Below are 20,960 nucleotides of genomic sequence, written 5' to 3'. Positions count from 1 at the left end.
AAACCGGTTTCTGCGTATATTTGTTTATCTTTCTGCAAAGGTAATGCAAACCGGGGGGAGAATAAAACGAACGTGCTCTTTTTTTATCCGCTAGGGACTTTGATTTATTGAATGATAGTGTATTTAGGGAATTCCCTATCAATCTTTGGGGAAAATCTGCTGCATGGGATAAAATCAGGCGTTATCTTTGTGACGTGAAGAAATAGATAAATGTAAAATCCATAAACCAAACTAATATGAAAAAGATTGTTTTTTTATCGCTTTTTGCCTTGTGCCTTCCATGGACACTGGCGGCACAAAGTATAGATGACGACCTTTACTACATTCCTTCCAAGAATAAGGAAGAGAAAAAAAAAGAGGTGAAGCAGGAGAAGAAAGTAGCCGCTCCCGTAGAAGAGATTGTAGTAAAGTCGAATGCGCCGACCACTATCTATTCGTCGCCGGGAAGCACTACCGTTGTAGTAAAAGACCGTAAGGGGAAAACCCGCGACGTGGACGAATATAACCGTCGTTACGACTCCCGCAACAATGATTTCGTGATGGAGAACGATACCCTTTACATCAATGAAAAAGAAGATGACGGCTTGGACGGCGAATGGGTGAACGGTGAGTTTGAAGGTTCACAAGATGATTACGAGTATGCTACCCGTATTATCCGTTTCCGCAATCCCCGTTATGCCATCAGCATCAGCAGCCCACTGTATTGGGATGTGGTCTATGGCTTGAATTCCTGGGATTGGAACGTGTACACCGATGGTCTGTATGCATACGCTTTCCCGACATTTACCAACCGCTTGTGGTGGGACTGGCGCTATAACTCTTACGGTTGGGGCGGATATCCTTACTATGGCTGGGGATGGAACAGCTGGCACAGTCCGAGCTGGAGCTTTGGCTGGGGCGGCTGGTACGGCGGTGGCTGGTGGGGACACCATCATCATCACCATCACTATCATCCCGGATATTATCCCGGCGGCGGTGGCCATTGGGGAGGAGGCAGTCATTGGGGAAATACCTATACAAACAGACGTTCATTTGGAAGTTCTCGTGGAAATAGGGTCTCTGCCTATGGAGGAAGTACTACAACCAGACGTTCTTCTTATGTGAATGGTGGGCAAACAGTGCGTCGCAGTGGTGCTGCAACGGGACAAGTCAGGCGTGGAAGTACCGACACTAATCGCAGAGTAGTAGGGACAAGGTCATCTGCTGCTACGCGTTCCAGCGCTATTCGCTCCAGTGCTACGCGTTCGGATGCCGCTACGAGCAGACGTTCTACTTATACTCGTCCAAGTAGTACACGTAGTAGTTCCTATGGTAGTAGTCGTTCTACTGTAGAGGGAGTACGACGTAGTAGTTCTACAGCAGGCGGCCGTTCATCGGTAGGGACATCTTCGCGGAGTACTACCCGTAGCTCGGCAACTTATAATCGTGGCTCAAGTACTGCTCCTGCACGTAGTAATTTCAATAATAATCGCAGTAGCCGTTCTTATAATAATAGTAGTACGCGGTCTTATAATAATAGTGGCAGTAATAGTGGTTCCTCTTCCAGCTTTTCTTCTGGAGGTGGCTCTCGTTCCTCGGGTGGAAGTTATTCAACTGGTGGAGGATCTTCTCGTTCAAGTGGTGGAAGTTCTAGAAGGAGATAAAGGACTTACTGATTAATTCTAAAAAGTGGATTTATGAAAAAAAATATAATGATGATGGCACTTGCTATGTCTATAGCCGTAAGTGTCAATGCACAGACTATCTATGATGCAGCTAATATTGCAAATAAAGATTTGAATGGGACTGCTCGTTTTGTGGGAATGGGAGGTGCTATGGGAGCATTGGGAGGAGATATCACCACTATGGGAACTAATCCTGCAGGCATAGGTATATATCGTAGTAATGATGCTGCTGTTTCTTTTGGATTCTCTTCATATGGAACTGAAAGTAACTATATGGGTAATAAAATGAGTTCGGATAAGACACGGGCAGATTTTAATAATGCAGGTTTTGTGTTTTCCACAAAGGTGGGAAATGTAACGCCCTTGCGATACGTGAACTTTGGGTTCAACTACCAGCGTGTAAAATCTTTTTATAATAACATGCAGATGGAAGGTAATCTTGGTGATTTCTCTCAAACTATTTATATGGCTAATCAGGCATCAGATGCAGGTGGTATTAAAGATTGGCCTGATAATCCTTACCGGGATAATAATATAGGTTGGCTCTCTGCTATGGGATATAATGGTTATTTGATTACGGACTTGATTTCGCAAGGAGATTTAGATAATTTGTTGGCTTCAAACCCCAATTATTCTAACTATGTACCTTATATGAAAGATGGTGTGCAAGTGCAAAATGTGGATGAAGAATTGATGTACCGCACTCCGGGCGAATATGTAGGTATGTACACCGGAGCAGATGCTAAGTTTCATTCTGAGGAACGTGGAGGAATTGATCAGTTTGACTTTAATGTTGCCTTTAATTTTAACGACCGTATCTATTTTGGATTAACTGTTGGAGCTTATGCATTGGACTATAGCAAATACTGTATCTATGATGAAAATTATGGTGGAGGTGAAGGCTATAACTTACAGACATGGAGTAAAATCAATGGAGCAGGCTTTGATGTGAAGTTGGGAACTATCGTACGTCCGTTTGAGTATTCTCCATTACGTATAGGGTTCTCGATACACACACCGATATTCTATAGCTTGGATTATAAAACCAATGCACGTTTGGAGTCTGATGTATGGAATGACTTGAATATGAAGAATGAAGTGGGTACTCCGAGCAATGAGATAGGACATTATGATGAAGATACTTATGATATCCTTAGTGGCGACATGGTAAGCAAATTTCAACTTCGTACTCCGTGGACCTATAATCTCAGTTTAGGATATACTGTAGGTAATAATTTGGCATTGGGAGCTGAATATGAATATAAGGATTATTCTTCTATTCAGTTCAGAGATGATGCAGGTTATGCTGATTCTTTCGATTATGAGAATTCTACTACAGACATGCTGAAAGGTGTCAGTACCATTCGTTTGGGAGCAGAGTATAAGGTGATTCCTCAGTTTGCCTTGCGCGCCGGTTATAATTATCAATCTTCTATTTTCAAGGATGATGCTTTTAAGGATCTTCCGCTAAACTCCATCCAGACAGATACGGATTTTGCCAACAGTGAGTCATTGAGTAACTATACATTGGGTATAGGCTATCGCGGTTCTATGTTCTATGCCGATTTGGCTTATAAGTATACTACTTATGATGCAAAGTTCTATCCATTTGATACATTTGATGGGACAACTTTGGCACAAGCAACCAAAGTAACCAATACGCGCAGCCAAGTACTGCTTACGTTAGGTGTGCGTTTCTAAAAGAACAATTTTCATTGCATATAACCTTTCATTGTCAATACCTTAGGGTATAAAAGAACTCCCCGGAATGTACAAATACATTTCGGGGAGTCTTGTGTTATAAGGGAGGGATTACAGATACCATGCCACGCCAAATGAATAGGGAGATACTTCCGGTCCCTTGTCTTTCTGGAATAATCCGTATGTGGAGTAGCGCAGGTAAATGCCGATATTACCATAACCGGCTTGTGCCAGCAGGTTTATGCCGACGGGCTGCACATACATGCCTTTGCCTACGGTTTTCTTCTTGCCTCCGTTGATGTGTGAGAATGACTTCATACCGTGGCGTATCTCAAATTCGGGACCGGCATTGAAGAACACTTTGCGTCTTCCCACTCTTTGCTGCCATTCCATCAATACGGGTACGCGGAAGAAGAAATGGCGCAGACGGCTTTTATTGTAGCTGGTCTCTTCGTTGCCTGCGGTGAAGATGCTGGTTCCGTTTTCCTTCAGCAAGGCATAGTTACCGTCGATATTGAAAGAACGGTATCCCCAGCTGACTCCCAGATTGATTCCCCAATGCGGGTTCTTCTTGAAGTTGTGATATACGGAGAGGATGTTGAAGCCGAATTCCCATGACTTGGATAAGTCGAGTACCATCTTGTCGCTTGCTCCGAAGGAAAGGAAGTCGTTAGCCAGCCGGCTGTAGCCAATATACAGACCGGAACAGTGCGGTTCGTAAGCATTGTATCTTCTCTTTTTGGGGATGAATGGCAGGGCGTCGAGGAAAGTGCGCTTGTCTGCATCCACTTTCTCAAGATAGACTCCTTCATAAATTTGCACTTCTTTTTTTTCGCCGTCTTCCAGCTGTTCTTCGTACACCTTGATGCGCATGTCTCCTTTTCCTTTCCGGATGATGATGGAGTCGCCTTGTGTCTGTACTGTAGCTTTCTGTTCAGGGTCAGTCTGTTGTTGTGCTGCCATGCGGCCGGCCGGCACAGCAAGCAGGCAGGCCAAAATCATAATTCTGGTTTTCATATCGTATATTGTTTTTAGAGTTATTCCGATTTGTAAAGCATATTCATCATTTCCTTTTCACTGAGCAGGCCCTCTATGTAAATCAAGGTACCCATGGAGCCTTTTCCTATCTTGAAAATGAGGTAGCGGTTCAGCTTCTTCCCGTTGCGTTCCACCTCTTTCAGTTGGTAATAGGCGCTACGCAGAATGCCGCTTTCCATTACCTCTTGCGCCTTCTTTGCGTTGTCCTGCTTGTCGTGGGCAATGGCCTGCTGGATTTCCCGGCAATAGGGGAATACATCCTTGAATACAAGGCTCTTGTAGGTAGTCATTCGGTAAGATTTCAGGATGCTGCCGTTCAGCTCTACCCTGGTCACGCCCTTTTGTTCGCCGTACTTGTTGAACAGGTCGGCTATTTGCAGTCCCTCTTGCGCATGTGCAAAGGCCGGCAGGCAAATCAGCAGGGACAAGAGGCACAGCCTGCGCAGGCAAATCTGTATAGATGTTTTCATAAGCTTGTTTATATTAGTGTTGAAACAGTAAGTTGTTTAAGTCTTCCTCCGTGAAGCCGGCATGTTGCAGGGCTTCCAGCGCTTTGGCTTCCACCAGCTTCTCGTCCGTGTACCGTTTTCCGTCGATGACGACATAATTTTCAAGAACACCGGAAAGCGGAAATATAGTCTTGGCTACCCCGAGAAGCAGGAGCAATCCGGCGGCAACGCCGCTTATGGCATAGCACATGCGGTAAAAGCGGGAGGGCTTTCCGGAAGGCTGTTCCTGTTGTTTTTCCTTCGGTGTGATTGTTGAAACGGCTTCCTTCCTGGTCACTGAAACGGCTTCCTTATCCAGATAGACGAATAGGGGGCGGTAAACCTGCAGATGTTCCGGCACCTTTTCTTCTTCTGTAAAGAAACGGCGCAACCGGCGTTCTTCTTCGCAGGAGGTTTCTCCTTCAAAATATTTATCCAGCAGTTCATCTATCTTCATGCTTCCTTTCTCCTTTCTCTTTTTCCTTGTATGGTTTGCAGGTAAATGTCTCTCACTTTTTTCCGGGCTCTCGACAGGTTGCTGCGGATGGCTTCCGGTCCGCAGCCCGTGATTTCAGCGATTTCATCCGTCTCGTATCCTTCGATGTCCTTCATCCGCATGATGGTGCGTTGAAGATGGGGCAGCGAGTTGATGATTTCGTGCATCAGGCAGATTTCATCTTTGATTTCCAACAGCTGTTCAGGTGTTCCGGCAGGGGATGCTGCCTGCACAATGTCGAGAGACTGATTGTCATTACGTTTGCAGCGCCACATATCTATGCAGGTGTTGTGCGTCAACGTCATGGCAAATGCCTCGATGCTCCGGTACTGATTCAGTTCAAGCCTTTTGTTCCATAGCTTGAGCAGTACCTCCTGAACGGCATCTTCTGCATCCTCCGGGGCGTCGGTCAACTTCCGTGCATAGCTCAACAGCTTGGCACGGAGTGGAAGAACGGTTATTTTGAATTCTTTGAGTTCCATTTCTGTAGATAAGACGAATGGGATTGATAAACGTGACATCAAAGATAGGGAAAAAGAAACATCTGACCTGCAAATGAGGTAGTCTCTTCCTATAGAGAAAGAGGTCTGATGCCTACTTTAAACTTTATCTTCAGTGTGAAGATAAATCTTGTTCCCTGCTTCAGCCAGTTTTTCCGGTAGGATGAGATGTCCTTGCAAGGTAGGTGAGATGGCTTAAGGTCTGCTGTCTGTGTGGCAGTGTGACGTTGGCGTATAAAAAAAGTGCCCTTCCGGAAACGGAAGGGCACTTCAATATATTCAGAAATAAGGATTATTTCTTGAAATAGCGGTTGTACAGGCCTTCGAAACCTTTACCGTGACGAGCTTCGTCCTTAGCCATTTCGTGAACGGTATCATGGATAGCGTCGAGGTTCAAAGCTTTGGCGCGGGTAGCGATGCGCTTCTTGTCTTCGCATGCACCTGATTCTGCGTTCATTCGCTTCTCGAGGTTTGTCTTGGTATCCCATACACAGTCGCCCAGCAGTTCGGCAAACTTGGAAGCATGTTCTGCTTCTTCCCAGGCGTAACGCTTGAAAGCCTCTGCCACTTCGGGATAGCCTTCACGGTCTGCCTGGCGGCTCATTGCCAGGTACATGCCTACTTCTGTGCATTCACCCATGAAGTGGTTGTTCAAGTCCTTAATCATTTCATCGTCGCAACCTTTGGCTACACCGATAACGTGTTCGTCGGCAAATACCAACGGACCGCCGGCTGTTGCTTCTTCAACTTCTACAAACTTGCTTGCGGGAGCTTTACACAAAGGGCATTTTTCGGGAGCTGCATCTCCTTCGTATACGTAACCGCATACTGTGCATCTAAATTTTTTCATTTTCTCTCAGATTTTAATTAGTTGAATTAATTATTCTTCGTTATTCTTAAACGTTCTTCTTCCATACAATGCTTGCAGATGCCTTTGTAGTAATAGTGGATTTCCTGCACGTCGTGTCCGTCCATATCCATGTCTATTACTTTCTTGGTGTTGTTATTGCACATCAAGTCATAAATTTTTCCGCAACGTTTACATAAAAAGTGACCGTGCGGACTGGTATCGGCATCGTAACATGTGTTACGCTCGTCAATGGTCAGAGTTTGTGCCGCGCCTTGCTCACTAAGCAACTTCAGGGTATTGTATACCGTTGTCTTGGACAATGTCGGTATAGAGGGAGACAATGCCGTATATATTTCATCCACCGTGGGATGCGTACGATGCTCCATCAGATAGTTCATAATGGCTATGCGCTGCACTGAAGGCTTAATGTGATGATTTTGCAATCGTTTTATTACATCCATGTCATCTTATTATTCAAACTTGTAATAATTACATTTTTAATTTTTTTGCAAAGATAAGAAGTTCCTATAATTCTCCAAAAGATTTCCGGAATATTTTTAGCAGCAACCATTAAAAATGCTGATATGTTCCTCGTGCCGGTAAGCCACAGCTCTTTCATTTAACTCCCTTTAACTCCCTTAAATGAAAGAGCCGTGTCCGGTAAGAGAAAACGTTTTATCTCTTATCTCTCTTAATCAGAATTTTGCACTATCTTTGCCACGAAAACGAAGATAGTGCAAATCGAATAAATAATATGACATCCTTATGAATTACGGATATGTAAAAGTAGCGGCGGCTGTGCCCCGTGTCAAGGTGGCTGACTGTAAGTTCAATGCCTCAGAGATTGAAAAAGAGATTATTATAGCTGACGGGAAAGGTGTGCAAATCATTGCTTTTCCGGAGTTGTGCATTACCGGATATACTTGTGGTGACCTCTTTGCCCAGCAGCTTTTGCTCGAAGAGGCGGAAATGGGGTTGATACAGATTCTGAACAATACGCGCCAGCTGGATATTATTTCGATATTGGGCATGCCCGTTGCACTGAACGGTGTGTTGCTGAATGCGGCGGTTATCATTCAGAAGGGAAAGGTACTGGGCGTTGTCCCCAAGACTTATCTTCCTAACTATAAGGAGTTTTATGAGAAACGCTGGTTTACTTCGGCTTGTGATGTATCGGAAAACAGTGTGCGCCTTTGCGGACAGATTATTCCGATGGGGAGAAACCTGCTGTTCGAAACGGCTGATACCACTTTCGGGGTGGAGATATGCGAGGATTTGTGGGCGCCCATACCGCCCAGCTCTACGCTGGCGCTGCAAGGTGCGGAAGTCTTGTTCAATCTTTCGGCCGACAATGAAGGTATCGGCAAGCACAATTATCTGCGCTCGCTCATCAGCCAGCAGTCGGCACGTTGCATTGCCGGGTATGTATTCAGCTCGTGCGGTTTCGGAGAATCCACTACGGATGTGGTGTTTGCCGGCAGCGGGCTGATTTATGAGAACGGGACTCTGCTGGCGGCAAACGAACGCTTCTCCTTCGAGGGGCAGGTGGTCATCAGCGAAATTGATGTGGAACACTTGCGTACGGAGCGACGGGTGAATACGACCTTCTCGGCTTGCCATGCAAATTGTGTCTCAGACCTCCCGGTACGAATCTCTACGGAGTATGTCGACAGCAGGGATTTGAACCTGACACGTACTTTTGAGCCGCATCCGTTTGTTCCGCAGGGGATAATGCTGGACGAACGCTGCGAGGAAGTATTTTCCATTCAGGTGTCCGGACTGGCGCAACGTCTGGTGCATACTAAAGCGAAGAGTGCCGTTATCGGCATTTCGGGCGGACTGGATTCTACGTTGGCGCTATTGGTCTGTGTGAAGACTTTCGATAAGTTGGGATGGTCTCGCCAGGGCATTGTCGGGGTCACCATGCCGGGATTCGGGACGACCGACCGTACATATACTAATGCGATGGACTTAATGAACTCCCTCGGTGTGACCGTCCGCGAAGTCAGTATCAAGGAGGCTTGCATACAGCATTTCAAGGATATAGACCATGATGTCCATGTGCACGACGTGGTCTACGAGAACGCGCAGGCACGGGAGCGTACCCAAATCTTGATGGATATTGCCAACCAGACTTGGGGAATGGTTATCGGTACGGGTGACCTTTCGGAACTTGCCTTAGGATGGGCCACCTACAATGGCGACCACATGTCGATGTATGGTGTGAATGCCAGCGTCCCCAAGACTCTGGTGAAGCACTTGGTGAAATGGGTGGCAGAGCATGACATGGATGATGCTTCACGCGTTACGTTGCTCGACATTGTGGATACTCCCATTAGTCCGGAACTGATTCCCGCAGATAAGAACGGAAATATCCGGCAGATTACTGAGGACTTGGTGGGTCCGTATGAGCTTCACGACTTCTTTCTTTATTACTTCCTGCGCTGCGGTTTCCGTCCTTCCAAGATTTTCTTCTTGGCAGCACGCACATTCAAAGGGATGTATGATGAAGAAACCATCAAGAAATGGTTGCAAATCTTCTGCCGCCGTTTCTTCAACCAGCAGTTCAAGCGTTCCTGCTTGCCGGATGGTCCGAAGGTCGGGAGTATCTCCCTCAGTCCGCGCGGTGATTGGAGGATGCCGAGCGATGCCTCATCGGAGATGTGGCTAAGGGAGGTGGAAGGACTTTGATTCTTTACTTCGGGCGTGCCGTAATATCTATGGGTATTTGATGACTGCATCTTGTTTGCATTCTTGCTGCATGTGGTTTGCAGTGCCACTGCAAACGTGTTGCAGTATCACTGCATAACTGTTGCAGTCGTACTGCATATCGATGTGCAGCAAGAATGCAAAGCCGTTGCAGTGGCGCTGCAAAATGTATGCAGGATTTTGCAGTAATAATCTATTGATTAATAGCTGGTTGTAAAAGTAGGGATATGCTGCGTGTATGGAAAAGTGCAGCTTAGTTTCGTTTCCCGTAGTATCGTTTGTAGATTTTCTTGTATTCCTTTCCCTTTTTGAAACTATCCAGCCATGTATTGAGGCTGTCCAGCAGGATAGGTGACTGTTTGCTCACTCCCCAGGAATAGAATTGCGTGAAGCTGACGGCGGTATTGATGTCTATTTGAGGAATACTGTCGGCTGCGGTACGGGCAATGCTTTCGTCGCATACGGCATAGTCAATGTCTCCGTGGGCTACCAATGCAATCAGTTGTTCGGAACCGTACTTCTCTATCTCCTCAACGTAGATGGTGTCGCCTATCTCATTTCCCAGGTTGCGGATACGTAGTATGGAAGGGGAGCCTTTCACTACGTGTAGCGTCTTGCCCGCCAAGTCCAGTTGGTTTTTGATGAACAGTGATGAGTCGGGAACATTCTCGAGCTTGCGCTGCACCAGCACTTGCTTGTTCAGTACGATGGGGATGGTAAGCAGCAAGGAGTCTTTCAGCTCGCTGGTGGCAAGGATGCCGTAGGCAATCACGTCATATTGCCCGTCGGCCAGACCTTCCAGCCGCTTGTTGAAGCTCATTTCCGGTGATATGGCAGCCTGCAGTCCGTGGTCGCGTGCAAAAGCTTCTATCAGCTCGTAGTGGAAACCGGACAAGGTGTCATCATCCACATAGAAACTGATGGAGTTGTATTCCGTCGAAACATGTATGATGCCTTCGGCAGCTATCTCGGCATAGTCGCGCGGATGACCTTTCTGTTTCTCTTCTTTCTTGATGAGATAGTGGGCTATGAGAGCCGCTGTAACTCCCAGAAGTGCGTATTTGAGCAGTCTGCTTTTTATCATACAGTTGTCTGTTAGTCATAGAAATTCCATGAGACACCGATCTTGAACAAGCGCGGATTGATGGGGTAGTGCGGTGTCAGGAAGGAATTGGCGCTTCCCATACCCGCGTTGACGTGATACATCATGGCAAAGATACGCGTCCGTTTCAAGTGCAGGTTGGCATATACGTTTACGATGGGGTAACCGCCTATTTCCACCAAGTCGTCCGTAGGCTGCAGATGGAACTGCTGGACACCGGGCGCATAGGCGGGTGCGTTATACTTGGTGAAGTAACGGACATCGGCACCCAGCTGAACGGTCAGCACCTTCTTGGCGAGTTTGGTCAGTATGTAGAAGTTATGGTAGAGCGAGAGTTTGGGCAATGGAAGTACCGCTTCATTGCTTGTCTTCTGCCAGGTCACTTCGTTGTCCAGATGGAAGACACCAAGGCGGAAGTCTTGTTTCAGCGTGGCAGACAGCACTTGTATGTTGCCTCCGTTCTGTTCGGGCAGGGCGCTTTGGTTGAAGTAAGTGTAGTTCTTGATATTTTCTGCACCGGCACGGAGATTGGTTCCCCAATGGGAAATGTTCAGCTCGCCTTCCACACGCGTACGGAATTCCTTGTCCATGTTGTCATTGTCCCAGTTGTAGTGGTTGGAGTGATAATGACGCATATAGAAGGAAGGAAGCGTGTTACTCACATAACCGCGGGCGTAGAAGTTCACCGTATCTTTCCATAGACGGAAGTTCAGGTCCAGATTGGCGTTGACGCGGAACTGTCCGATGGCTTTGTCTACCAACCCCACTTCGCCGTTTACGTTGTAGTGCAGCAGTTTGCCTTCGCGCTTGGCGAGTTCGCCGCCCAGGAAGATTTCCTGCTCGGTATAGCGGATGCGGCGCATGTCGGTAAGCGTGTCCGTGTTCATCAGGTCGTACCGGCTGAACTTGTGGGAGACATAAGCCGTAAGTCCGGCTTTGGCATATTTGTTGAAACCCTCCAGCAAGGCTATTCCGAACACGTTCTTTACACTGAATGCCGTGGTAGAGTCGTTACTGTAATTCTTGTAAAGCTTGTAGTCTTCCGGAAAGAATCCTTCGGGCTCGCTTCCCGAACGGAATTGGTGTCGCGACCGTTCTACTTTCAGGGTATGGATAAAGCTGGTGACGGGGACGAACTCTTCTTCGAAAAGTGAGTCGTTGTCTGCGGTAGAAACAGGCGGCAAGCTGTCATTGGCTGCTGCAAGTGTGCTGACCGATGTTGATACTATGCTGTCGTTTGGCAATGCCATGTCATTGTTCGAAGCGGATATTTCGGTTTCGGAAGAGGGAGAGGATGAAGCTTTGGGTACAGATACCGACGATTTGCCTTTTTGTGTGCTCCGTACTCTCCGCGTAAAACCAAGACGATAGCGCTGTGTCAGATAGATATAAAAATCCTTGTTGCGGTTGGAAGTCTGCTCCAATTTGACCGGTATAGTGGTGGATTCGTACTCTTTCTTTCCTCCGGACATGTTTTCGGGACGGGTGATGTATTGGTCGTCTGCAATACCGCCGTTCTCGTTCATCTTCAGGAAAAAATTGTTGTAGACTGCTTGTACTTGGTATTTCTCGCCGATATAGCTACCGAACAGACCTGCATTGAAGTGTGAGGTGGACTGGTTCTGGTAATAACCGCGCCCATACAGATAGTCGATGTTAAAGCCAAATGCCAACTGCTTGTTGACGTTGACGGAGAAGTAGGACTTGAAGCGTTCTTCACCGTTCACTTTGTTGCCGGCCTTATAGTAGGTAAGATTGGTGTAAGGCACGTTGCTGTTGGTGAAAAGCACCTGGTCGGGACGTGTGAAAAAACTGGAGAAGGGAGCCATGAAGATGGTCGGCTCGCTTTCTTCCCGTTCGAAGAACAGACGTGAGAGGCGTGGTGAACCTAAATTCCCCAAATAATTGTAGTGGCCGAACATTCCTTCCACCAGATTGGTGTTCTGGAAGTTGAGGCTGGCCGTGTCGGCAGGCATGATGGTACGGTTACCCAGTGTCTCACTTAGTTTCCACATGTAAAGCTTGGGCGGAAGACTTTGAATCTCAGTATTGGTACTGTCTTCCAGATTGTCCGGCTGGGTGTTCGGGTCAATTTGGTTACCGAACCGGTCGCGACTGTTCGTCGGGTTTAAGGTGTTTTGAGCCATAGCCCCCCATATCCCTATAACGGACAGAAATATATATGTCAGTACAATTCGTCTCATAATTAGGCGCAAAGATACAATAAAAAATTGTTTGCTTACTGAATTCAGTCTTTTTTGCTTCTTTTAAACTGTCTTGTTTTCTGTTTTGTCCTATACTGCTTCCGGTTCTCCGCCCTTGAATCCATCTTTTTCCGGCTTGAAATAAAATAAGCCCTTGCAATAAATCAATATCACAAGGGCATATCCGTTTTTCCTTTGTCCTTTATTCTGGCATGAAGTCCCTCCTTATGGGAAGTGGCTTTATATAGCTTTTCATTTCATTTCCTGAATAAGTTCCATTCCTTTCTTGATAGCTTCTTCGTTCATCGGTATCAAGTGGTGGTGACGTTCGGGAAGTGTTTTCTTCAGTCCCTTGAGCACGCTTTCCAGTGCGACCATCGGTTTTAGTTTTAATAATCCGCCTAAAACAATCATGTTGAACGCTTTGGCGTTGTTCATTTCATTGGCGGCATCCATGGCGTCGATGCGATAGACGTGGATGTCCTTGCGCGTAGGCGGATGGATGATGCCGTAGCCGTCGTAGATGAGTATGCCGCCGGGCTTCACTTTGCCCTCGAACTTCTCCAATGACGGCTGGTTCAGGATGATGGCGGCATCGTACTTGCTGAGGATGGGTGAGGAGATTTTCTCATCACTTACAATAACGGTCACGTTTGCTGTGCCACCGCGCTGTTCCGGTCCGTAAGCCGGCATCCAAGTTACTTCTTTGCCTTCCATTAGTCCGGAATATGCCAGAATCTTTCCCATGGACAATACACCTTGCCCACCGAAGCCTGCTATAATGATTTCTTCTTTCATTGTTCTTCTGTCTTTAGCATGATTATTTATCTTTCAGGTCGCCCAGCGGATAGAAGGGGAACATGTTCTCTACCATCCATTCATTGGATTTCGCAGGAGACATCTTCCAGCCGGAGTTGCAGGTGGAAACGATTTCCACAAGGTTGGAGCCTTTGCCTGCCATAGAGTTCTCGAATGCTTTGCGGATAGCCTTTTTCGCTTTGCGGATGGCGGGAACAGACTGTACGCTTTGGCGTGTCACATAAGCGGTTCCTTCCAGTTGTGCGGCAATATCGGCCATCTTCAGCGGATAGCCGTGCAGATGCACGTCGCGTCCGTAAGGGCTGGTCGCCGTCTTCATGCCTACAAGGGTAGTGGGAGCCATTTGTCCCCCGGTCATACCATAGATGGCATTGTTGATGAAGATGATGGTGATGTTTTCGCCGCGGTTCAAGGCGTGGATGGTCTCGGCAGTACCGATACAAGCCAAGTCGCCGTCTCCTTGGTAAGTGAACACCAGACGGTCCGGCCAAAGGCGCTTGATGGCAGTGGCAAGTGCGGGTGCACGTCCGTGGGCGGCTTCCTGCCAGTCGATGTCTATATAATTATAGATGAACACGGCACATCCTACGGGGGAGATGCCTATTGCTTTGTCTTCCAGTCCCATTTCTTCGATAACCTCGGCTACGAGTTTATGAACTACGCCGTGGCTGCATCCCGGGCAGTAGTGCATGGGATTATCGTTCATCAGAGTCGGTTTTTTGGCAACCAGATTCTCGGGCTTTATAATATCTTCTTTTGTCATAATCACTTCTCCTTATCTGTTGGTGAACCGTATGAAAAACTCCATCAGCTTGACGAATATTGCTGCACCGCAGACGTAGATGAACAGTTTGAAGTCATCTTTTGCTGCAAAATATATAATGATAGCCGCCAAGGCAAGTGCCATGAAGAGAATGTTCAGTACGTTTCTTATTTTATCAGGATTCATTTTTCAATCAGTTTTTCTTTCAATGCATCTACTATCTCATCCGGATCGGGAACAATGCCGCCGAGGCGTCCGAAATGTTCCACTTTCACTTTACCGTTCACGGCCAGGCGGACATCTTCCACCATCTGTCCGGCATTTAATTCTGTAACAAGCATGCCTTTTACCTTGTCGGCATATGCGGCAATGGCTTTGGTTGGGAATGGCCACAACGTGATGGGGCGGAGCATACCTACCTTGATTCCTTCTTCGCGTGCCAGTTCCATTGCTTTCTGCCCGATGCGTGCCATGGAACCGAAGGCTACAATCAGGTAGTCGGCATCATCGCAATGAATTTCCTCGAAGCGAACCTCATTCTCTTCAATCTGCTTGTATTTGTTTTGGAAGCGGATGTTGTTTTTTTCCATTTCTTCCGGTTTCAGTTCTAACGAGGTGATGATGTTGGGCTTGCGTCCGTTGGTTCTGCCGGTAGTGGCCCATGGGCATTGTTCGATGACTTCCGCATCGGTGCGGCGTGGCTTTTGTGCCGGAAGCACTACTTTTTCCATCATCTGGCCGATGACACCGTCGGCAAGGATGATTGCAGGGTTACGGTATTTGAAGGCAAGTTCGAATGCCAGTCCTACAAAATCTGCCATTTCCTGTACGGAAGCCGGAGCAAGGGCAATCAGACGATAGTCACCGTGACCGCCTCCTTTTACTGTCTGGAAATAGTCGGCCTGGCTCGGTTGGATAGTTCCCAGACCGGGACCGCCGCGCATAACGTTTACAATCAAGCAAGGCAGCTCGGCACCTGCCAGATAAGAGATGCCTTCCTGCTTCAGGCTGACACCGGGGCTGGAGGAGGAGGTCATGACCATTTTTCCACTTCCGGCACCGCCGTACACCATATTGATAGCTGCCACTTCACTTTCTGCCTGAAGAACCACCATGCCGGTCGTTTCCCAGGGTTTCAGTTCGGCAAGAGTTTCCAATACTTCCGATTGCGGAGTAATGGGATATCCGAAGTAACCGTCTGCACCGCAACGGATAGCTGCGTGGGCGATGGCTTCGTTTCCTTTCATTAATACAACTTCTTCTGCCATATTCTGCTGATTTACAGGTTTATTCTACTTTTATTTTATATACAGAGATACATCCGTCCGGACATACTGTGGCGCACGAGGCGCAGCCGTTGCAGGTATCTTCCAATATCTGTTGGGCATAGTTATACCCTTTCACATTCACCTCCTTGGTGAGGGCTATTACGTTGAGCGGACACGCTACCACACACAAGTTGCAGCCTTTGCAACGTTCGGTGTCTACTACGATTGCTCCTTTGATTTTTGCCATAATTTACGTTCTTTATTTATTGATTGTACATATCCTTGTTGTAGAAGTTCAGGATGTCCATAGCCATTTGATGGGCATGTTTTGCCGGGCTTTCGGGGTTCAGGTCGATGGCATACTGATAATTGTTCAGTGCTTGTTGCCAGTTGCCTTGTTTCCGATAGGCATTTCCCCGCAGGTAGTAAGCTTCGTCTTTGCCAGAAAAGTCTGTTTGCAGTATTTCGTCAAGCTGCTGAATGGCTTGCTCCACCTTTCCCTGGTTAATAAGCTCTTTTATGGTATTCAATCGTTCCATATTTAAACAATATCCGGGTTACTGAACCACAAAGATAGTTTTTATTTGAAGACAAAGCATATCTTAGGGTTGAATTTTGCAGGAAAAAGTGTGCTATTTATCTCTAATTGGTTACTTTTGTTCTGTATAATCAATGTGTATAGCCGATATGTGCGGCATTTGGAAACAATGAAGTGGAATGAAACTGTTTGGGAAGGCGGAAGTAATGCGTAAGTATAAAATTGTTTTTTTTATGGTTGTCGTCTCTTTGGTGGCCGGTCGTTTGTCTGCCAATCAAGGTGGCTATTTTGGCGACAGTACTCTCTATGCCTTATCCATGCAGATGTATGACAGCATCAGGTCTTCTGTTTTTCTGGAGTTGAGACAGTGTGGGTTGCAACGGGCAGAGGCTATACGAAACGCTCATTTCGATTACGTCTTCAGGGTGGCCTTGCTTTCATATTATGAAGTGAGGAAAGAGAAGGAGGAGTATCGGCAAGCGTGTGATAGGCTGGTGCGTTATTATCAGGAAATGGATGAGGATTCTTTGCTATACGAGACTTGGGGACGGTTGCCGGATTGTTTGTTGAAGTGGGGAGATTATGTGGAGGCGGTTCTTTCGTTGCGGGAAATGTCGGCCTATGCTCAGCGGCACAATCACCCTATGGGCATGGCTATTTCTCATTTTTATTTTGCGCAGTGTTATTTGAATAACGGGCAGCTTGACGAGGCAGAACGCCATTACCGATGTGCCATGGGGTGTTTTGCTGATTTGGATGTACCGGGCAAGGTGGCACGTTGCGGATTTAATTTGATTTCTATTCTGCTGGTGCGTAATGATTGGGCGGGTGCTTTGGCCTTGAGCGATTCATTGCCTTGTCATATCCGTTCGTGGGAGCAGAAGAAAGGCATTGCCGTCAATCCGGTACTCCGTGTGCAGCAGGCTATGTATCGTCTGAAGATCTTCATCAATATGAAGGATGCGAAGGCTGCTGCTGTCCAGCGAGACAGTATGCTCTATTATAATAAGGTATATGCGGATGCTTCGCAGCAAGAAGAGCTGCAATATACATTGGCTCGTTATGAACGGTTAGTAGGTAACTATTCTGAAGCAGACAGGATTCTGAAGATGCTGGTCGATGATAGTTTGCAGCAAAATAACCACTCTAGGATAGCACGGTATTGCCGTACATTGGCCGAAGTGAAGCGCTTGGAAAACTTGTCTGCGGAGGCTGCCGAGTATTTCCATTTATATGCCCTTGCAGCAGACAGTTCACAAATGACAGATTCTAATTTGCGGCTTGAGCGTATTACGAAACTTTTCCGTTTGAACGAGTTGGAGCAGGAGAAAAGAGTGGTACAAGCTGAGCATAAGAAAGCTTGTGTACTGGTTGTGTGCATAGCTGTGGTAAGTGTGATGATATTTCTTATTTGTCTCTTGTTGATGGTGCATTTTTACCGCTTGCGCCGGAAGAACCGGGAATTGGTGGAGCGTATACGTAGCCAGGAAGAGGCGGAAGAGCGTGCTATGGAAGCATGTACTTTTGTGGAAACAGTGTTGCCTAAGGGCGGGGAGGTGTCGCGCGAAAAGCAACTTTTCAGACAGATACAAATGTTGCTGTCTGATGAAAAAGTACTGTCGCGTCCTAGGTTGGGGCGTGATGAGCTGGCTGCGTTACTGAATACAAACCGTACGTATGTGGCAGAAGCCATTTCTACCTGTACGCAAGGAAAAAGTGTGTCATTGTTTGTAGCAGAAATGCGTGTGAAGCGTGCGCGTCGTTTGTTGGATCAACATACCGAAATGTCTTTGGAAGAAATAGGGATGGCATGTGGGTTTCAGTCGCAAAGTACTTTCACGAAGTATTATCGTAATTATTATGACATTACTCCTGGTGAATATCGAAAGCTGGTGGGTTCGAAATAGTTTTTTTGTTGTTAAGCAGAGGTTTGCGTATAGTAAATGAAGAATTGCGCATAGGAAAAGGAACTGAATGCCGGTTTCTGTATTTTTGTTCCAAAAAGAAAAAACAACAATTGAAGAGTTTATGAAAAATGTATTCGGATTTTTAAGTATTGTCGTGTTAACTGGATGGAGCTTATTTTCCATTTCATCATGTAGTGATCAATATGATGACAGTGAAATCAAGGACCGTCTGGATAAGGTGGAAGACAGAGTTACAAAACTTGAAGAATGGTGCTCAACCGTTAACAGTGAAATTATTTCGTTGAAAGGATTAATAACAGCTCTGGAAAACAAAGATTATGTAACCGGGGTGGAGACTCTTGAGGATGGTTATAGGATTACATTTTACAAAGGTGGAAACATCATTATCCGGAATGGAAAGGATGGTATTGACGGTGAAGATGGTATTGACGGTTATACCCCTATAATAGGTGTAGCCAAGTATTCTGATGGTTTTTATTATTGGACTGTTCAAACGCAGGATGGAAATACGGATTGGTTGACTGATGCGGATGGTGATATGGTACGCGCCACCGGGAATAATGGTAAAGACGGGGTTGATGGTGAAGATGGCGCTGATGGTGAAGATGGTGTTGACGGAAATAACGGCCTGAACCCTTACATCGGTGATAACGGCAATTGGTGGGTTGGTACTACTGATACTGGTGTAAAAGCACAAGGAGAGCAGGGCGTTTCCGGTTTAAGCCCTTATATCGGTGATAACGGCAATTGGTGGATTGGTACTACTGACACTGGTGTAAAAGCACAAGGAGAGCAGGGCATTTCCGGTTTAAGCCCTTACATCGGTGATAACGGCAATTGGTGGATTGGTACTACTGACACTGGTGTAAAAGCACAAGGGGAGCAGGGCGTTTCCGGTTTAAGCCCTTACATCGGTGATAATGGCAATTGGTGGATTGGCACTACTGATACTGGTGTAAAAGCACAAGGAGATAAGGGACTGGATGCGGTAGCGCCGCAAGTCCGTATTAATGATAATACCAACGAATGGGAGATTTCCATTGACGGAGGAAAAACCTACACTTCGACGGGCGTAAAAGCAACCGGAAATCAGGGTGATAGTATGTTCAAGGATATAGATAACTCGAATGCAGATTATGTTGTGCTAACTCTTGCCGATGGAAAGACTAAGATTACATTACCTAAACAATCGGATATTTCGTTTTCAATCGGTGATGTCTCGGAGAATAATGAAGTGATGGAAATCAATCAGAAAACGACTATCGCAGTTAATTTCTCTTCGGGATTAAAAGAAGGCTTTTTTTCTGCCATTATTGCTGATGTCATAACTCCCGGGGGTATTGTCACTCGTGCAGGTTCATCGGGCTGGGAGATTGAAATAATCAAGCCGACATTTACCAATGGAACCTATAACAATGATGCAGCGATAATAATCACTCCTATTTCGGCGGCAGTTGTAGGTTCATGCGCTATTGTTCGTGTTACAGTTATTGATAATAGAGGAAGGGAGATTACTTCTTCACGTCCTGTCAGATGCGGTAGAATGGATTTAGTTTTAAAGGAAACAGTGGCTGAAGGTGGATTGCAGGCGGCTGTTGAAAAACGATTGTCCGGTGTCACTCCGGAAATAATACGAACGCTTGTTGTGGACGGTACATTGAATAAAGATGACTATGACTATATTGTGGGACAACTGAAAGGACTGCAAGAATTGACTCTTAATAGTGCTGTTTCAATACCGGACAAGGCTTTGAACCACCGTTGGGATGAGCCTGACACATCTCTTACGAAAATTTCGGCACCCAAAGTAGTTGCTATTGGAGAATTGGCATTCAATAATTGTGCGGCTTTGGAGGAAATCGATATGCCTGCTCTGAAAACGATTGGCAAGAGTGCATTTTACAGTTGTATTAGTTTGAAGAAGTTTGCATCCTCCTCGGTCACAACCGTTGAAGAATCTGCATTTATCGAGTGTTCATCGCTTGAGAGTGTTTCTCTTCCCGGTATTACTGAAATAAAACGTTACACATTTTGCGATTGCAGCGCTCTGGTCGACATTGTCTTTCCGGAGGTGAAGGCAATAGGTGAATGTGGATTTAAAAACTGTACGTCGCTGGTATCTTTGTCAGATGTGTTATTCCCAAAGTTGGAAACATTTACCGGTGTGAATGTTTTTGAGGGCTGCACGGGACTTACTGTTGTGTCGTTGAGTAAAGTTACATCATTGGAGACTGGTCTTTTTTCACTTTGTCAATCTCTTCGGGAGGCCAGCTTGCCCAAGGTTACAACAATAGGTGGATATGTTTTTAGGAATTGTACACTGTTGGAAACGGTAGACCTGCCAGAGGCTGTATCTGTTGAGAATATGGCATTCGCGGAATGTGCTTCACTTGCGACAATAGTTTTGCCGAAAGCGGAAACATGTGATACTCATGTCTTCTGGAAGTGTACTTCACTTGAAAATGTTATATTACCTGCCGTAAAAAAGCTGGGCTCACGAGTGTTTAGTGAGTGTTCCGGGCTTTTGTGTGTCGAGTTATGTACAGCGGTCGACCATCCCGGGTTGGATTCTGTCGGTGCCTGTTTGTTCGAATCGGTAGATACTTCCCATATTGAACTATCATTAGGCTATGGAGAAATCGTTGTAACCAAGACTCTTGTGGGGGACAATCAAGAGTGGAAACGGCATTCAGGAGATTTTCAGTATAATAGATTCAAGAAGATTATTGAAAAGATGTGATATATATTAGAGCTTATATAGAATAAAATACAGGTACACAGATTTACAGTGCCCTTAAACCTTATTCTATATGATATCTATTTATAAAGAAAACGGTTACTTCAAGCTGAACAACGTTTTCTTTTATGAGAACAGTAGTTATTCACGTGAGT

The 20,960-nt window shown here is 46.1% G+C and carries 19 protein-coding genes; 5 read left to right on the top strand and 14 right to left on the bottom strand.

Translation table 11 applies throughout. From position 1 onward, the window contains the following. Window positions 1-236 precede the first annotated feature (236 nt). Both HU824_RS04010 and HU824_RS04005 read left to right on the top strand, forming a co-directional pair. The gene (locus HU824_RS04010) at window positions 237-1,643 is read left to right on the top strand and encodes a hypothetical protein (protein ID WP_136009287.1); all 1,407 of its coding nucleotides are present in this window, start codon (window positions 237-239) and stop codon (window positions 1,641-1,643) included. 33 nt (window positions 1,644-1,676) lie between these two features. Beyond that, complete coding sequence (locus HU824_RS04005; RefSeq protein WP_176468168.1) at window positions 1,677-3,365, top strand: OmpP1/FadL family transporter; 1,689 nt, start codon at window positions 1,677-1,679, stop codon at window positions 3,363-3,365. 111 nt (window positions 3,366-3,476) lie between these two features. On the opposite strand, the gene HU824_RS04000 is transcribed toward HU824_RS04005, so the two are convergent. From HU824_RS04000 to HU824_RS03975, 6 genes are all read right to left on the bottom strand, one after another. After that, the gene (locus HU824_RS04000) at window positions 3,477-4,382 is read right to left on the bottom strand and encodes an outer membrane beta-barrel protein (RefSeq protein WP_176468167.1); all 906 of its coding nucleotides are present in this window, start codon (window positions 4,380-4,382) and stop codon (window positions 3,477-3,479) included. A 20-nt stretch (window positions 4,383-4,402) separates the two neighbouring features. Beyond that, window positions 4,403-4,873 carry a DUF6108 family protein gene (locus HU824_RS03995; protein ID WP_136009284.1) on the bottom strand — a complete coding sequence of 157 codons (471 nt, stop codon included), beginning with the start codon at window positions 4,871-4,873 and terminating at the stop codon, window positions 4,403-4,405. Between the two features lie 13 nt (window positions 4,874-4,886). Beyond that, window positions 4,887-5,348 (bottom strand): hypothetical protein, encoded by a 462-nt coding sequence (locus HU824_RS03990; RefSeq protein ID WP_176468166.1) that lies wholly within the window; start codon window positions 5,346-5,348, stop codon window positions 4,887-4,889. After that, window positions 5,345-5,869 carry an RNA polymerase sigma factor gene (locus HU824_RS03985; RefSeq protein ID WP_176468165.1) on the bottom strand — a complete coding sequence of 175 codons (525 nt, stop codon included), beginning with the start codon at window positions 5,867-5,869 and terminating at the stop codon, window positions 5,345-5,347. The genes HU824_RS03990 and HU824_RS03985 overlap by 4 nt, the downstream gene beginning before the upstream one ends. Before the next feature lie 310 nt (window positions 5,870-6,179). Continuing rightward, complete coding sequence (locus HU824_RS03980) at window positions 6,180-6,737, bottom strand: NADH peroxidase (RefSeq protein ID WP_009123967.1); 558 nt, start codon at window positions 6,735-6,737, stop codon at window positions 6,180-6,182. Between the two features lie 26 nt (window positions 6,738-6,763). Further along, window positions 6,764-7,198, bottom strand: coding sequence for a Fur family transcriptional regulator (locus tag HU824_RS03975; RefSeq protein WP_176468164.1), 435 nt, complete (start codon window positions 7,196-7,198; stop codon window positions 6,764-6,766). Window positions 7,199-7,502: 304 nt separating this feature from the next. Between HU824_RS03975 and HU824_RS03970 the strand changes: the two genes are divergently transcribed. Next, on the top strand, window positions 7,503-9,428 hold the full coding sequence (locus tag HU824_RS03970) for an NAD(+) synthase (RefSeq protein ID WP_136009280.1): 1,926 nt from the start codon (window positions 7,503-7,505) through the stop codon (window positions 9,426-9,428). Window positions 9,429-9,699: 271 nt separating this feature from the next. Here HU824_RS03970 and HU824_RS03965 read toward each other — a convergent pair whose 3' ends face one another. The 8 genes from HU824_RS03965 to HU824_RS03930 all read right to left on the bottom strand — a co-directional run bounded on the left by HU824_RS03965 (window position 9,700) and on the right by HU824_RS03930 (window position 16,141). Then, on the bottom strand, window positions 9,700-10,530 hold the full coding sequence (locus HU824_RS03965; protein WP_176468163.1) for a transporter substrate-binding domain-containing protein: 831 nt from the start codon (window positions 10,528-10,530) through the stop codon (window positions 9,700-9,702). Window positions 10,531-10,541: 11 nt separating this feature from the next. Next, window positions 10,542-12,752: a putative porin gene (locus HU824_RS03960; protein ID WP_176468162.1), complete on the bottom strand. Its 2,211-nt coding sequence runs from the start codon at window positions 12,750-12,752 to the stop codon at window positions 10,542-10,544. Window positions 12,753-13,004: 252 nt separating this feature from the next. Continuing rightward, window positions 13,005-13,550: a 2-oxoacid:acceptor oxidoreductase family protein gene (locus HU824_RS03955; protein WP_136009277.1), complete on the bottom strand. Its 546-nt coding sequence runs from the start codon at window positions 13,548-13,550 to the stop codon at window positions 13,005-13,007. 22 nt (window positions 13,551-13,572) lie between these two features. Next, complete coding sequence (locus tag HU824_RS03950; RefSeq protein ID WP_136009276.1) at window positions 13,573-14,334, bottom strand: thiamine pyrophosphate-dependent enzyme; 762 nt, start codon at window positions 14,332-14,334, stop codon at window positions 13,573-13,575. Window positions 14,335-14,346: 12 nt separating this feature from the next. Further along, window positions 14,347-14,520, bottom strand: coding sequence for a hypothetical protein (locus HU824_RS03945; protein ID WP_176468161.1), 174 nt, complete (start codon window positions 14,518-14,520; stop codon window positions 14,347-14,349). After that, on the bottom strand, window positions 14,517-15,602 hold the full coding sequence (locus HU824_RS03940) for a 3-methyl-2-oxobutanoate dehydrogenase subunit VorB (RefSeq protein WP_176468160.1): 1,086 nt from the start codon (window positions 15,600-15,602) through the stop codon (window positions 14,517-14,519). Before HU824_RS03940 ends, HU824_RS03945 begins: the two co-directional genes overlap by 4 nt. Window positions 15,603-15,621: 19 nt before the next feature. After that, on the bottom strand, window positions 15,622-15,849 hold the full coding sequence (locus tag HU824_RS03935; protein WP_176468159.1) for a ferredoxin family protein: 228 nt from the start codon (window positions 15,847-15,849) through the stop codon (window positions 15,622-15,624). 16 nt (window positions 15,850-15,865) lie between these two features. Beyond that, a complete protein-coding gene (locus HU824_RS03930) occupies window positions 15,866-16,141 on the bottom strand; it encodes a tetratricopeptide repeat protein (RefSeq protein ID WP_136009272.1) in 276 nt (91 codons plus the stop codon). 178 nt (window positions 16,142-16,319) lie between these two features. On the opposite strand from HU824_RS03930, the gene HU824_RS03925 reads away from it, so the two are divergent. Together HU824_RS03925 and HU824_RS03920 are read left to right on the top strand one after the other, a co-directional pair. After that, entirely contained in the window at window positions 16,320-18,047 is a 1,728-nt protein-coding gene (locus tag HU824_RS03925; protein ID WP_176468158.1) for a helix-turn-helix domain-containing protein, read from the top strand. 67 nt (window positions 18,048-18,114) lie between these two features. Further along, a complete protein-coding gene (locus HU824_RS03920; RefSeq protein WP_176468157.1) occupies window positions 18,115-20,808 on the top strand; it encodes a leucine-rich repeat protein in 2,694 nt (897 codons plus the stop codon). Window positions 20,809-20,960 lie beyond the last annotated feature (152 nt).

The organism is Bacteroides sp. L10-4, from assembly GCF_013373675.1.
Taxonomy (GTDB): domain Bacteria; phylum Bacteroidota; class Bacteroidia; order Bacteroidales; family Bacteroidaceae; genus Bacteroides; species Bacteroides muris.
This window is presented reverse-complemented; position numbering and strand designations above follow the sequence as displayed.